General features: G+C 62.8%; 16 protein-coding genes. 11 read left to right on the top strand and 5 right to left on the bottom strand.

The window, feature by feature from the left end:
• The first annotated feature begins 87 nt into the window (after window positions 1-87).
• Window positions 88-540, top strand: a complete 453-nt coding sequence (gene mntR / locus NKI21_RS06210) for a manganese-binding transcriptional regulator MntR (RefSeq protein ID WP_023809693.1) — start codon at window positions 88-90, stop codon at window positions 538-540.
• 97 nt (window positions 541-637) lie between these two features.
• Window positions 638-826: a hypothetical protein gene (locus NKI21_RS06205; RefSeq protein WP_023809692.1), complete on the top strand. Its 189-nt coding sequence runs from the start codon at window positions 638-640 to the stop codon at window positions 824-826.
• An 83-nt stretch (window positions 827-909) separates the two neighbouring features.
• On the opposite strand, the gene NKI21_RS06200 is transcribed toward NKI21_RS06205, so the two are convergent.
• Window positions 910-3,009: a hypothetical protein gene (locus NKI21_RS06200; protein ID WP_031212682.1), complete on the bottom strand. Its 2,100-nt coding sequence runs from the start codon at window positions 3,007-3,009 to the stop codon at window positions 910-912.
• Between the two features lie 188 nt (window positions 3,010-3,197).
• Here NKI21_RS06200 and ypfJ point away from each other — a divergent pair, with 188 nt between their 5' ends.
• From ypfJ to NKI21_RS06185, 3 genes are all read left to right on the top strand, one after another.
• The gene (ypfJ, locus tag NKI21_RS06195) at window positions 3,198-4,118 is read left to right on the top strand and encodes a KPN_02809 family neutral zinc metallopeptidase (RefSeq protein ID WP_023809690.1); all 921 of its coding nucleotides are present in this window, start codon (window positions 3,198-3,200) and stop codon (window positions 4,116-4,118) included.
• Window positions 4,119-4,272: 154 nt separating this feature from the next.
• On the top strand, window positions 4,273-5,538 hold the full coding sequence (locus NKI21_RS06190) for a TCR/Tet family MFS transporter (RefSeq protein WP_352793001.1): 1,266 nt from the start codon (window positions 4,273-4,275) through the stop codon (window positions 5,536-5,538).
• Entirely contained in the window at window positions 5,535-6,452 is a 918-nt protein-coding gene (locus tag NKI21_RS06185; protein WP_023809688.1) for an aldo/keto reductase, read from the top strand. Before NKI21_RS06190 ends, NKI21_RS06185 begins: the two co-directional genes overlap by 4 nt.
• Before the next feature lie 73 nt (window positions 6,453-6,525).
• Here the strand turns inward: NKI21_RS06185 and NKI21_RS06180 are convergent, their stop codons facing one another.
• A complete protein-coding gene (locus NKI21_RS06180; protein WP_023809687.1) occupies window positions 6,526-6,906 on the bottom strand; it encodes a helix-turn-helix domain-containing protein in 381 nt (126 codons plus the stop codon).
• Here NKI21_RS06180 and NKI21_RS06175 point away from each other — a divergent pair.
• Window positions 6,905-7,153, top strand: a complete 249-nt coding sequence (locus NKI21_RS06175) for a hypothetical protein (protein WP_352793003.1) — start codon at window positions 6,905-6,907, stop codon at window positions 7,151-7,153. The genes NKI21_RS06180 and NKI21_RS06175 overlap by 2 nt on opposite strands.
• 88 nt (window positions 7,154-7,241) lie before the next feature.
• Here NKI21_RS06175 and carA read toward each other — a convergent pair whose 3' ends face one another.
• Entirely contained in the window at window positions 7,242-8,459 is a 1,218-nt protein-coding gene (gene carA / locus NKI21_RS06170) for a glutamine-hydrolyzing carbamoyl-phosphate synthase small subunit (protein WP_031212679.1), read from the bottom strand.
• A gap of 278 nt (window positions 8,460-8,737) precedes the next feature.
• On the opposite strand from carA, the gene NKI21_RS06165 reads away from it, so the two are divergent.
• Window positions 8,738-9,187, top strand: a complete 450-nt coding sequence (locus tag NKI21_RS06165; protein WP_013530126.1) for a GatB/YqeY domain-containing protein — start codon at window positions 8,738-8,740, stop codon at window positions 9,185-9,187.
• A 132-nt stretch (window positions 9,188-9,319) separates the two neighbouring features.
• Window positions 9,320-9,634: a hypothetical protein gene (locus NKI21_RS06160; protein WP_352555724.1), complete on the top strand. Its 315-nt coding sequence runs from the start codon at window positions 9,320-9,322 to the stop codon at window positions 9,632-9,634.
• A gap of 75 nt (window positions 9,635-9,709) precedes the next feature.
• Here NKI21_RS06160 and NKI21_RS06155 read toward each other — a convergent pair whose 3' ends face one another.
• Complete coding sequence (locus NKI21_RS06155; RefSeq protein WP_352793004.1) at window positions 9,710-10,615, bottom strand: LysR family transcriptional regulator; 906 nt, start codon at window positions 10,613-10,615, stop codon at window positions 9,710-9,712.
• A 103-nt stretch (window positions 10,616-10,718) separates the two neighbouring features.
• Here NKI21_RS06155 and pcaD point away from each other — a divergent pair, with 103 nt between their 5' ends.
• The 3 genes from pcaD (at window position 10,719) to NKI21_RS06140 (ending at window position 12,279) form a co-directional block, all read left to right on the top strand.
• On the top strand, window positions 10,719-11,510 hold the full coding sequence (gene pcaD, locus NKI21_RS06150) for a 3-oxoadipate enol-lactonase (protein WP_128305498.1): 792 nt from the start codon (window positions 10,719-10,721) through the stop codon (window positions 11,508-11,510).
• Between the two features lie 262 nt (window positions 11,511-11,772).
• Window positions 11,773-12,018 carry a hypothetical protein gene (locus tag NKI21_RS06145; RefSeq protein WP_023809680.1) on the top strand — a complete coding sequence of 82 codons (246 nt, stop codon included), beginning with the start codon at window positions 11,773-11,775 and terminating at the stop codon, window positions 12,016-12,018.
• Between the two features lie 45 nt (window positions 12,019-12,063).
• Window positions 12,064-12,279: a hypothetical protein gene (locus tag NKI21_RS06140; protein ID WP_013530133.1), complete on the top strand. Its 216-nt coding sequence runs from the start codon at window positions 12,064-12,066 to the stop codon at window positions 12,277-12,279.
• A gap of 60 nt (window positions 12,280-12,339) precedes the next feature.
• Here NKI21_RS06140 and NKI21_RS06135 read toward each other — a convergent pair whose 3' ends face one another.
• Entirely contained in the window at window positions 12,340-12,780 is a 441-nt protein-coding gene (locus NKI21_RS06135; RefSeq protein WP_128305497.1) for a DUF2267 domain-containing protein, read from the bottom strand.
• Window positions 12,781-12,906: the final 126 nt, after the last annotated feature.

Below are 12,906 nucleotides of genomic sequence, written 5' to 3'. Positions count from 1 at the left end.
TGTGGCGGAATGCAAATAAACGGCCTGAAGAATCAGAGCCCGTGCTATGAAAGCGTGGACGGGTGATAGCCTCGGGAGGAGCGCGTATTGGCGCCGAAGAACAGACCAGTCCCGCGTGAGCCGCTGCTCGACGCCGAAATTCATTCGGAGGGATTCCGGCAGCAGCGCGAAGCGCGCCGCAGCGCGCTGGTCGAGGATTATGTTGAGCTGATCGCCGATCTGATCGAGGACGGCAACGAGGCGCGCCAGGTCGACATCGCCGCACGCCTTGGCGTCGCCCAGCCGACGGTGGCCAAGATGCTGACCAGGCTGTGCGCCGACGGGCTGGTGTCGCGAAAGCCCTATCGCGGCGTTTTCCTGACCGATGCCGGCCGCAAGGTCGCCGAGGAGAGCCGCATCCGCCACCAGACGGTGGAAGCCTTTTTGCGCTCGCTCGGTGTCAGCGCCGAGACGGCGCGCATCGACGCCGAAGGCATCGAGCACCATGTCAGCGTCGAGACGCTGGAAGCGTTTCGCAAGGCGATGACGGCGACGCGTTGAGCCGAACCCGCCGCTGGATTTCCTGAGCCGCCGGAACCGCCGTACGCCACGCACGTTGCTGCTGACACCGCGCGATGTCGCGGCAAGGGAGGAAGCGATGGGCGTTGAACGGGCACCGACCGCAAAGGGCAAGCAGGCTGCCGAGGGACTGACACAGGCGGCGGCAAGCGATGAGCGCAAAACCGAGGCCGAAACCCACCATTCGCTGAAAAAGGGCGCGGCGCGTTTCGAGGAACGTTCGAAGAGCTCCGACGGCAAGAGCGCCGGCGCCAAGCAGGAAGATTAGACGTCTGTCAGGTTGACGTCAGCTGTTCTGGGCGAACGCCGTCTGCCGGAACGTGGTGGCGGCGCTTTCAACAAACCGTTCCCTCACTCGCGGACGTCCTGCACCCAGCTGCGCGGGTGGCCGTCGACGCGGAACTGGAAGATGAAATAGGGCGGAATGCAGGTGCCTTTGCCAGCTTTCGCTTCCGCCAGATCGTCATAGCCTGCGGTGCAGATGTAGTCCTCGCGGCAGGGATGCGCCTTGTCGCAGGCTCGTAGGCCGGCGGTCTTGGTAAATTCCTTCGTGCAGAATTTGTGGTCCTTGCCCGACGCGATGCAGTCGTTGAAGCCGGTCTTGGCCAGACGCCCGCACGTTGCTTCGTCGGGAAGCTTGTCGCAGCTTGCCTTGCGCAGCATGCCACCGGGAAAGCCGCCGGTCTTCTGCTGCGGATTGTCGTAGCGCTGGCGCGCGGCGCCATAGCCGGCGAGTTTGACCAGCGGCTTCTTGTCCTTCGCGGAGTCGATGGCGCAGGCCTTGGCGGTGGCCGGCGACAGGCGGCAATACTGGTCGCTGCCCCAGCTCGACATCTTGATCTCGCCGAACTCGACGGGGTCGCCGACCACCGTGCCTGCTTCGCTGACGCAGGTGCCGAAGCCTGGATGGAAGGCGCTTTCGTGGACACCGGCGCAGCGCAGGCCCGCACCGCAGCTCCAGTCCTTGAAACTTGCATCCTCGCCGCGATAGCAGATCGAGCCCCAGCCATTGTAGAGGTCGGTGTCTTTCAGCGCCTCGGCATATCTGGCGTCCGGACGGGCGGCGAAGCTGCGCGTAAAGTCTAGCTGACTGCCGGCGGCGAACTGCTCGACGATGGCGCGGCGGCGCGGCAGGTCGGCGAAGAACACGGCCGAGCCCGGCACGAAGACGGCGTTGCGGCGCGGCTCGCTCACCGGATCTGCGCCGGTGTAGTGGAAACCGGCAATGCCACGCGTCTGATGGCAGCCGGTGCAGCTCATCTCGTTGAGCCGCAAGTTGAAGCCGGCCACCGACTTGATGGTCGAGAGTGTGTTGCCCCTGGCGATATAGTTCTTCAGCGCCTTGTCGATGTCCGCGTCGTCGACCAGCCCGTAGACGATGTTGTTCTGCGACCGGCTGAGACCGCCGGGGGCGACGGAGACGGCGCTCCTGGCCAGGAACTTTTCGTCGATCACCAGCCGGCCATGGTCGAGGTCGTAGATGTTGCGGTCGGTGAGCAGCCATTTGGCGAAGGACGGCTTGTCGGCCAGCACAATGGCGCGGTCGATCTGGTTTTCCATCTTCGCTTCATAGAAGCTGGACGCAGCCGGATCCCATTTGAAGATCTTCAGGAGATATTCGGCATGGCCGCCGAAATCGCGCCGCGTCGAGGCCGACAGCCTGAGCACCTGCATGTTGAGTTCGAGCCGCATGATCTGCGACGAATTCAGCATGGTGCCTGACAGCGGCCCTTCGTCGGAGCGCAGCCAGGCGGCAAGCTGGTCGGGTGGCAGGTCTTTTTTTCCAGCTGCCAGCCAGCGCTGGGCAACATCGGCGCAGGACACGTCAGTGGCGCTTGGCAGGTCCTTCGAGGCGCGCGCTTGTGCCTGCCTGGGTTTGGCGTTGAACACCAGGCTCATGGTCAGCGGCAGGCGCGAGGAAATGCGCTGGCCCGCCTTTCCCTTCACAGGCTTTTCCGCGACCGAATAGTGGAAACGGTAGATCAGCCGGATTTCGCCGCATTCGGTGTGGCCGAGATAGCCGCGGTCCATGCGGTTGACGACGCCGGTCAGGTCCAGCGTCGAGCCGTCGTCATCGATGTATTTCGGATTGAATTTCTGGCTGGTGTCCTTCGACTTCGCCATGGCAGCAACATAGGGATCGGGGCTGGTCTTCGGCTCGTCGGCTATCTGCCGCTTGACTGTGTCGCGCACCGTGGCCAGCGCCGGCACCGAAAACAGGCCGCGATTGTCGACCTCGCGGGTGAGGCCGAGTGCCGGGCCCAGCAGGCGGCTGATCGACAGGCCACCACGCTCCAGCGCCTGCAAGGTGGCGGGATCGGTGACGGCAACGCTGGAATCGAGCGTGGCGGCACGGGCGGACCCGATGCCGAAACAAGTCAATGCCGTCAGCAACAGCAGGAATTGGCCGATCGTCCGCAAGCGCCCCTCGCTTCCCAGAGAAACGGACATTAACGGTCTTCGATAGTCTCGGCCATGGGGACGATTGCAACGCCGAGCCGCTCGCCGCAACGAGCTTGGCCGCAAGGCGACCCGTATGGCCAAAAAGGCCATCGAAAAATGCTGTGACTTGGCGCAACCATTGGGATAATTGTTTGTTGCCCCGGAACAACGGGGAAGTTGCTGCACGAGGAGTTGCCATGCTCTGGAAGGGCCGTCGTCAGAGTGACAATATCGAGGACGACCGCAGCGACAGCGGCGGTGGCGGACTCGGCGGCGGCGGTGGCCAGTTCCGCATTCCGATCGGCGGCCGCACCGGTGGCGGCGGCAGCATCTTCCTCGTCATCCTGGTGGTGCTGGCCGGATGGTATTTCGGCTTCGATCCGTCGACGATCCTAGGTGGCGGCGACGGCGGCCTGCTGCCGGGCGGCGGCGGCCAGATCACCGACAACAGCGGACAGGACAACGGTGCCACACCGGCCAATGACGAGATGAAGCAGTTCGTGGCCACCGTGCTGGCCGAGACCGAGGACACCTGGTCCGGCATCTTCAAATCTCAGGGCCTAACCTACGAGGATCCGAAACTGGTGCTGTTTTCCGGCCAGGTCCGCTCGGCCTGCGGCTTCGCTTCCGCGGCGGCCGGACCGTTCTATTGTCCCGGCGACCACAAGGTCTATCTCGACATGACCTTCTTCCAGCAGCTCGACCAGCAGTTCGGCGCCTCGGGCGAATTCGCCCGCGCCTATGTGATTGCGCATGAGGTCGGCCACCACGTGCAGAACCTGACCGGCATCATGTCCAAGTTCAACCAGATGCGGCAAAGCATGGGCGAGGTCGAAGCCAACCAGATGTCGGTGCGAATCGAGCTTCAGGCCGACTGCTTTGCCGGCGTGTGGGCGCATTACACCGGGCAGAAAGGCATATTGGAGCAGGGCGACATCGAGAGCGCACTGAACGCCGCCAAGCAGATCGGCGACGACACGCTGCAGAAGAAGACGCAAGGCTATGTTGTGCCGGAAAGCTTCAACCACGGCACCTCGCAGCAGCGGCAGACCTGGCTGGCGCGTGGTTACAAGAGCGGCAAGCTGTCGGAGTGCAACACGCTGAGTGGGCCGATCTGACAGACCGTTTTCGAGCTTCACCTGCCGGCGATGCTGCCGTCAGGGGGTATCAGGATGAATAGAATCAGCCTGTTCTCACATTGTTCCTTGCGGCGGGCTCGCCTATAAGTGCGTCCGCCTGCGCCTGAGGGCGAGCAGAGGAGCTTGATCCTGCATGATCGACCCTAAAACCGCCAGACGGGGCCTTGCGCTCGTCTTCACCACGCTGCTGCTCGACATTATCGGCTTCGGCATGATCATGCCGGTGCTGCCGGCCTATCTCAGGGAATTGACCGGGGTCAGCATCAGCGGCGCGGCGATCGAAGGCGGCTGGCTGTTCTTCGTCTATGCGGCGATGCAGTTCGTCTTCGCGCCGATCATGGGCGGCTTGAGCGACCGGTTCGGGCGGCGGCCGATCCTGCTCGCATCGGTGCTGACCTTCTCCATCGACAATCTGATCTGCGCGGTCGCCTGGTCCTACCCGATGCTGTTCATCGGGCGTGTGCTGGCCGGCATTTCAGGCGCCAGCTATTCGACGACTTCAGCCTTCATCGCCGATATTTCGAATAATGAGAACCGGGCAAAGAATTTCGGCCTGCTCGGTATCGCGTTTGGCGTCGGCTTCGTCATCGGGCCGGTTCTCGGCGGGCTGCTCGGTACGTTCGGGCCGCGCGTGCCGTTCTATTTCGCCGCCGGGCTCGCCTTCGTGAATTTCCTCATTGCGTTGTTTTTCCTCCCGGAAACGCTCGATGACAAGCATCGCCGCCGCTTCGAGTGGAAACGCGCCAACCCGGTCGGCACGCTGCTCCAGATGCGCCAATATCAAGGCATCGGCTGGATCGGGCTTGTCTTCTTCCTGATGACGCTCGGGCACATGATGTATCCGGCGGTCTGGTCGTTCGTCTCCAGCTATCGCTATGGCTGGAGCGAGCAGCAGATCGGCTTCTCGCTCGGCGCCTTCGGCCTGTGCGGTGCGATCGTCATGGCGACGGTGCTGCCGCGCGTGATCCCGAGGCTTGGCGAGTGGAAGACGGCGGTCATCGGCCTGACATTCACGGCAGCCAGCGCCTTCGGCTATGCCTTCGCGTCGCAAGGCTGGATGATCTATGCGGTGATCGTCGTCGGCTGTCTGGAAGCGCTGGCCGATCCACCGCTGAGGAGCCTCGCCGCCGCCAAAGTGCCGCCATCGGCGCAAGGCGAATTGCAGGGGGCGATGACCTCGATCTTCTCGATCACCTCGATCATCACGCCGCTGCTCTATACGGCGATCTTTTCCTGGTTCACCGGGCCAAGCGCGCCGGTGACCTTCGGCGGTGCGCCCTATCTGGTGGGCGCATGTTTTCTGACGCTGGCGGTCATCGTCTTCGTCACCAAGGTGGCGAGGCCCGCGGCGCGCGCAAATGTCACCGCCGGCGTCGCCGAAGATCGAGCGCAGGTGTGAGTCACAGCCGCATTGCGCTGACTCGGGACGGACTGTCGCTGTCGCGGTTGGTCTTCGGCGCCTCGCGTCTGCTCGACAGCGCCGCCCGCCCGGATGCCGATCAGGTCGCACGGCTGATCGGCACCGCCGTCGATCTCGGCCTGACCAGCTTCGATCATGCCGACATCTATGGGAACTACGAGGTGGAAGCGGCCTTCGGTGCGGGATTGGCGCGCTGGGAAGGCAAGCGCGACAGCATCGAGCTGATCTCGAAATGCGATATCATGCTGAAGTCGCCAAACCGGCCGGACAACCGGCTGAAGCACTACGATACCGGTGGCGGCCATATTGTTGCGTCGGTGGAGCGGTCGCTTGCCAATCTCGGCACCGACTATATCGACCTGTTGCTGCTGCACCGGCCCGACCCGCTGACGGATGCCGACGAGACGGCGGCAGCTCTTGCCAAGCTGGTCACATCTGGCAAGGTGAGGGCGGTCGGCGTCTCCAACTTCACGCCGTCGCAGTTCGATCTGCTGGCCTCACGGTTGCCGTTCGCCCTCGCCACCAACCAGATCGAAATGTCGGTGCTGAAAACGGCCGCATTGACCGACGGCAGCCTGGACCACGCGCAGCGCCTTGCCTATGCGCCGATGATCTGGTCGCCGCTCGGGGGCGGCTCGCTGTTCACCGGCAAGGAGGGGCGCGAGGCGCGGGTGCGGGCAGCGCTTGCTGCGGTGGCCGCCGAGATCGGAGCCGGCGATCTGGCTGCCGTCGCGATCGCCTGGCTATTGCGCCATCCGGCCCGATTGGTGCCGGTGCTGGGTTCGATGAAGCCGGAACGGCTGGCCGCCATGGTCAAGGCGTTGGAGATCAGCCTCGACCGCCAGCAATGGTTCGCCATCCTGGAAGCCAGCGAAGGCCGGCCGGTGGCGTAGGACGAGATACTAGAGTCTTTGTTTGACGCAATTCCCGGACGGAAAACCGTTTCACACTTTTCCCGGGATTGCTCTAGGTTTCGATCCATTCGCCGGGGATATCCAGCGTCTTTGCCAGCATGGCACTGGTCTGCGGCGATGGTTTGCGACGATTGGATTCGAGGTCGGACAGGAAACCCTGGCTGACACCAATAGCAGTCGCCAAATCGGCTTGGGTCAGGTTGCGCCAATTGCGCAGCGCCTTGAGCCGGCTCGAGCCCCGCAGGATATCCATGGTCACGGCAGCGGGCAGGGGCTTTTCCGTTTTGAGCTCGGCCTTCCGTTCATCGTAGATCGCCACATCCGCAGCATCCATGGCTTCTTCAGCGGCATGCAGCAATGCCTCGTAGTCGGCCCTCGGGATGACGACCAGTTCTTCGCCGGTTGAGGTCTTGATGATTTGCGGGGCGTTCATGATGATGTCCTGTCCTATGGCCTGCTATAGGTCGTCGTTTCACGCTTGCGATGTAGATCGCGAGAATCGTGGTGCGGTCTTCGTCGAATATGACGCGGTAGCGGCCGATACGCAGTCTATAACCGTTCCGGCCGGCAAGACGCTTTACATCTCCACGACCGCTGACGGCGTAAGTGATCAAACCTTCGGAAACCTGCTCGCGGACATCCGCCTGCAGGTTATCGAGATCGCGAGCCGCCGATACTGAAAGGATGATCGTCTTCACAACAAATAATATCGCACATTTATCGCTTTGCGTTAAGCGATATTATAGCTAACAGCCGATCCTCAAAGGATCAGGCCCGTTCGGCCAGCAATTCCTCGCCGCGCTTTTCGCGGATCAAATTGACGAAGCGGCGGAACAGGTAGTGCGAATCCTGCGGGCCGGGGGAGGCTTCGGGGTGATGCTGGACCGAGAACACCGGCCGGCCGGTCAGCGTGATGCCGCAGTTCGAACCATCGAACAGCGAGACGTGGGTTTCCTCGACGCCCGATGGCAGCGAGTCGGCATCGACGGCAAAGCCGTGGTTCATCGAGACGATCTCGACCTTGCCGGTGGTGTGGTCCTTGACCGGATGGTTGGCGCCGTGATGGCCCTGGTGCATCTTGGCGGTCTTGCCGCCCAGCGCCAGTGCCAGCATCTGGTGGCCGAGGCAGATGCCGAACACCGGGATGTCGGTCTTCAACAGATCCCGGATGACCGGCACGGCATAGTCACCGGTGGCTTCCGGGTCGCCGGGGCCATTGGAGAGAAAAATGCCGTCCGGCTGCATGGCAAGGATTTGTTCGGCGCCGGTCTTGGCCGGCACCACCGTGACCTTGGCGCCGAGGCCGGCGAGCAGGCGCAAGATGTTGCGTTTGACGCCATAATCGATGGCGACGACGTGCATTGTCGGTTCGGTCTGCTCGCCAAAGCCTTCGTTCCACACCCAGGGCGTCTCGCGCCAGACCGAGGACTGGCCCGACGTGACTTCCTTGGCGAGGTCAAGCCCGATCAGCCCCGACCATGCGGCGGCGCGGCGCTTCAGATCGTCGAGGTCGAACACGCCATCGGGCGCATGCGCGATGACGGCGTTGGGCATGCCCCTTTCACGGATCAGCGCGGTCAGCGCGCGGGTGTCGATGCCCGACAGGGCGACGATGCCGCGCTTCTTCAGCCATTGGTCGAGACCAGCGCCGGCGCGGTAGTTGGACGGGTCGGTGACATCGGCCTTGAACACGGCGCCAACGGCGCCGGCGCGGGCGGCCGGATTGAGATCCTCGATGTCCTCGTCATTGGTGCCGATGTTGCCGATATGCGGGAAGGTGAAGGTGACGATCTGGCCGGCATAGGAAGGGTCAGTGAGGATTTCCTGGTAGCCGGTCAGCGCCGTGTTGAAGCAGACTTCGGCGACGGCGGAGCCGGTGGCGCCGAGGCCGCGACCTTCGATGACGGTGCCGTCGGCCAGCACCAGAAGGGCGGTCGGCTTTTCAGTGGTCCAGGCGGGCGTCGAGGCGGCGGTCATCTCGGCCATGGCGGCACTCCTATCGGGCTGCCCGCTGCAACCGGCCCGGCGGGCCATCTGCGCGGCAAACGGCGCGAAGCGGCGATTTTCGCGGCCTCCACGCAGTCAAATTTCCGTTCATGCAAGGCCCAGTACATAGGGGAAGGGGGCAGAGCGGTCAATGATCATGCGAAATGCCGCCATGTTTTATTTCGCCTAGCAAAATCAGTGGCTTGCCCCGGCATATCAGGGTTTGCCTTGGCTCGCCCCCGGCGCTATTGTCCGCGCCGATCGAAGGAGAATGCATCATGCGCGGCAAAATCGCCGAATCCCTGAAGAGCGCGATGAAGGCGCAGGACAAGCACCGGCTGCCGACATTGCGGCTGATCCAAGCCGCCATTCACGATCGCGACATCGCCAATCGCGGTTCGGGGAAGGAGCCGGCCAGCGACGAGGAGATCCTGCAGATCCTGGCCAAGATGGTGAAGCAGCGCGAGGAATCCGCCAAAGCGTTCGACGACGGCAAACGGCCGGAGCTCGCCGCGCAGGAGCGCGGCGAGATGGAGATCATCCGCACCTTCCTGCCGACACAATTGGACGATGCGGCGGTAACAGCGGCGGCGCGTGAGGCGATCGCGGCGACGGGTGCGGCCAGCCAGAAGGACATGGGCAAGGTGATTGCCGCACTGAAGCAGAAATATGCCGGCCAGATGGATTTCGGCAAGGCGAGCGGCATCGTCAAGGGTCTGCTGCAGTAGGGTGCTGCTCATCTCGTCGCTTGGGTGGCCGACCGCCCGCTCCCGGAACCCAGATTCGTCCGGAATCGAAGTCCAGGAGTGGAACTCGGATACCGCCGAGATGTTTATCCGTCATGCAACTGGAGAGATGTCATGACTGAGAACGAAACCCGCTATGAAACCGGTGCGACGAAATATCCGGCAAAGACCGATGCCGACGCTTCCGATGAATTCTCCCAGGATGCGGCCGCCAACAAGAAGCCCGCCGGCGGCATCGGGCTCACCCGCCGGGTGGGCGAAGTGGAAGACCGAACCCGCCAGTCGGACGGACAAAACCCGCCAAGGCAAGGCACGCCGAGCGCCGCAACCGAAAAGACGTCCGGGGCCGGCCCCGCTATCGCGGAGCGTTCAAAGGACGCCAAGGCTCCGAAGAGCGGCCGCCAGCCTGGAGCGTATGTCAAGAAGTGATCGCTGGACGGGACCCGAGAGGTCCACTTGCGCCTTTCGCGACTGGTTGGTCGGTATCTGTCCGGGCCTCCTCGGCTACAATGCACGGCGCAATGCCGGCGCTTCCTGCTGGATATGATCCCACAGCCGGTTGGCGATCGGCCCATGCGGCCGGTCGCGGCGCCGCGCCACCACCAGTTCGTCGGTGCGGCCCGGCAGATGGCGGCCGGCAATGGATTGCAGGCGCCCGTCATGCAGTTCTTCCTCGATCAGGAAGCGGGGCAGGTGGCCCCAGCCAAGGCCCTGCAGGATTATCTCCTTCTTCATGCCCTGGTCGGCGACGAGGCATTGCGGCGCGCCTTCGATCAGCGAATAGTTTTGTTGTGGCGAATGGCGGGCGCTGTCGCGCATGACGCATTGGGTGAGTGCCTGCATCTGGTCCAGGGTGATCGGCTGCTCGATACGCTCGGGCAGAAAGCCCGGCGCCACCACGGGAATGAAGGACACCTTGCACAGATCGACCCATTCCACCCGCGCATCGCCCTTGTCGACCCAGTGCAGGATCAGATCGGCTTCGTCGTCGAAGAGACGCTCCCATGGGCCGCCGACCGCTTCGAAATGCAGATGCAGGCGCGTGCCGGGGCACTGTGCGAAGAACCGCCCGAGCATGCCCAGCACATGCGGGCGCGGGCACAGGTCGCCTATCACCACGTGGATCTCACTTTCTTCACCCATCGCCAACTGGGCGGCATGGACGCGCAAACCGTCCAGCTCGCGCAGCAGCGATAGCGCTCGGCGGTGGAACGACAGCCCTGCCTCGGTTGCACGCACGCGATAGCCGCTGCGGTCCAGGAGGCAAAGGTCGAGCTGTCGCTCCAGCTTGGCGACGGCAGCGAACACCGCCGGATGCGAGCGATGCAGCACGGCCGCCGCAGGCTGAAAGCCTCCGGTGCGAATCACCGCATCGAAGCATTGAAGGTCGTGGAGGGTAAATTCGGCCATGTCGGTTTTTATTACAGAGATTGTCCTGTCTTTGTAATATCAACAAAATTGTCCCTCGGCTACGTTTGGCCTCATTCAAAACGTTCCAGAAGGAATCTTCATCATGAATGAGCTGAATTTCGTCATAACGGGAGACGGCACGCGCATCGCCTACCGCTTCGACGGCGAGGCAAGCAAGCCGGTGCTGGTGCTATCGAATTCCATCGGCACCACGCTGCACATGTGGGACAGGCAGGTTGGCGAGTTGTCGAAGCATTTCCGTATCCTGCGCTACGATTTTCGCGGCCATGGCGGATCGAGCGTTCCTGTCGGCGCCTACTCGCTCGACCGGCTTGGCCGCGACGTCATCGAACTGCTCGACGCGCTCGACCTGCAACGCGTACATTTCCTTGGCCTGTCGCTTGGCGGGTTCGTCGCGCAGTGGCTCGGCATCCACGCGCCCGAGCGGATCGACCGGCTGATCCTGAGCAACACCTCGTCTCATCTCTCGCCGGCAAGCTATTTCGACGAGCGGATTGCCGCGGTGCGGCAGGCACCGGACATGTCGGAAACCGCCGAGACGTTCCTGAGCAACTGGTTCCCCGCGTCGATGGTTGCCGCCAACGAGCCCGTGGTCGAAGAGTTTCGCACCATGCTGCTGGCTATCGACCGGCAAGGCCTGGCGGGCCTGTTCGCGGCGGTTCGCGACGCCGATCTTCGCCGTACCGTAGCACTGATACCGCGACCGACGCTGGTGATCGCCGGTCGGCACGACACGGTGACAGCAGCCAGCCACGGCGAGATGATTGCCGCGGCGGTGCCCGGCGCGAAGCTGGTCGTGCTGCCCGCGGTCCATCTGTCGAACATTGAGTATCCGGCAGAGTTCATCCAGGCTGTGGTCGATTTCCTGCGCTGAGCTGGAGCGCGACGGAAAGGCGTCCGGCGCCAGTCCGGTGGTCGCCGAACGTTCGAAGGAGGCCATGGTTCAGAAGAGGGGCGGCGGCCTCGGTCAACGTGAGCGCCTAAGCCGAACCGAGCCCATCTGGCGAAAAGCGTCTTCAACGCTTTTCGGAACGATCCCGTCACCTTGCCATTATCAGCACGAGGGCAGGCTCGGACCCGACCTTAGAGGTGGCCGGTGACTTTCGAGCGCCAACACGAACACGCCGGAGGAAGCGATGACTGGACGCAAAACCCACGATCAACAAATTCGCATCATTGAAGAGCGGGAAAACACAAAGAACGCCGGCAAGGATTTCGATTCAGAGGCGGATCTGAAACGATCAGCGGCGGAACGCGAAGCGCTGCGCAAGGGATCGGACATGAGAACCGACACACCGGACCTCGTCGATCCGGACGACCGCAACATCCTTCGCGGCAAAAATCAGGAAAGCGTCCATCACAAAAACCGTCCTGACGACTAGATGAGCACCGATCCTGGAACATTTGTCATAGATTGGAGGCAGCCCATGGCACGCGGGAGCAAGAAACACATCGGAGCAGGTTCGCAGGGAAAGGGTTCTGGCACAGGCGCCATGACCGTAACGCCAAAGGACAAGCTCGAAGAAAACAAGGTTCTGTCCAATCGCGACAAGGCACAGCATTCCAAAGAACGCGGTTTGGACTCCAGGCAGGTCGCGACAGAGCAGCATCAGGATCATGCCGCCAACCGTTTACGGGACTGACGCCCTGCTGGACGCCAGCCTCGGCGCGCCGCTCGGAGGCCGTCAGAGTCGTTGCCGTCGCTATTTGACGCCGAGGCTCTCGGGCCAGAGCGCCTGGATTTCCTTCGGCAGCGCATCGCGCACCTTGGCCGACTGGCCCAGATCAATATGCCGTGCAAGAACTCGGAACACCGAGCGTGCCGCCTCCTCGGGATCGACGGGGCGGATCGATTTCAATTCCTCGCCGATGTGCTGCGAGAAGTTTTCAAGGGAGCGCGTTTTGTCCGGCTCGGCTGCGGGCCGGTAGTGGTCGTAATAGGCGCCGCGCACCAGGATCGGCAGTTCCGCCCCAAGTTTGGCCGCAAGCCCGATCTGCAGCCTGTCCCTTACGGTCCGTAAGACCGCGCCCAATATGTGCCATGCAATCCGCCGATCCGGACCATGATCGTCCATGATCTCGTCGAGCCAAATGTTGGTCGTCTGCAGCGTCCTGTCAAAAACATCCAAACCGGTAGCGCTCATCATCGCCTCCTCATCAAATTCATGTCTGGTTTCGAAACGATGCTTGGGGACAATCGTTTCGCTATCTGTCTACAAAATTGGCTCGGTCTGTGATCCGGCTCTGCTCCGGGATCACGGAACCGCTCT

Origin of the sequence: Mesorhizobium sp. M0715, assembly GCF_040320355.1 — a bacterium.
In the GTDB taxonomy this organism is placed as follows: Bacteria; Pseudomonadota; Alphaproteobacteria; order Rhizobiales; family Rhizobiaceae; genus Mesorhizobium.
This window is presented reverse-complemented; position numbering and strand designations above follow the sequence as displayed.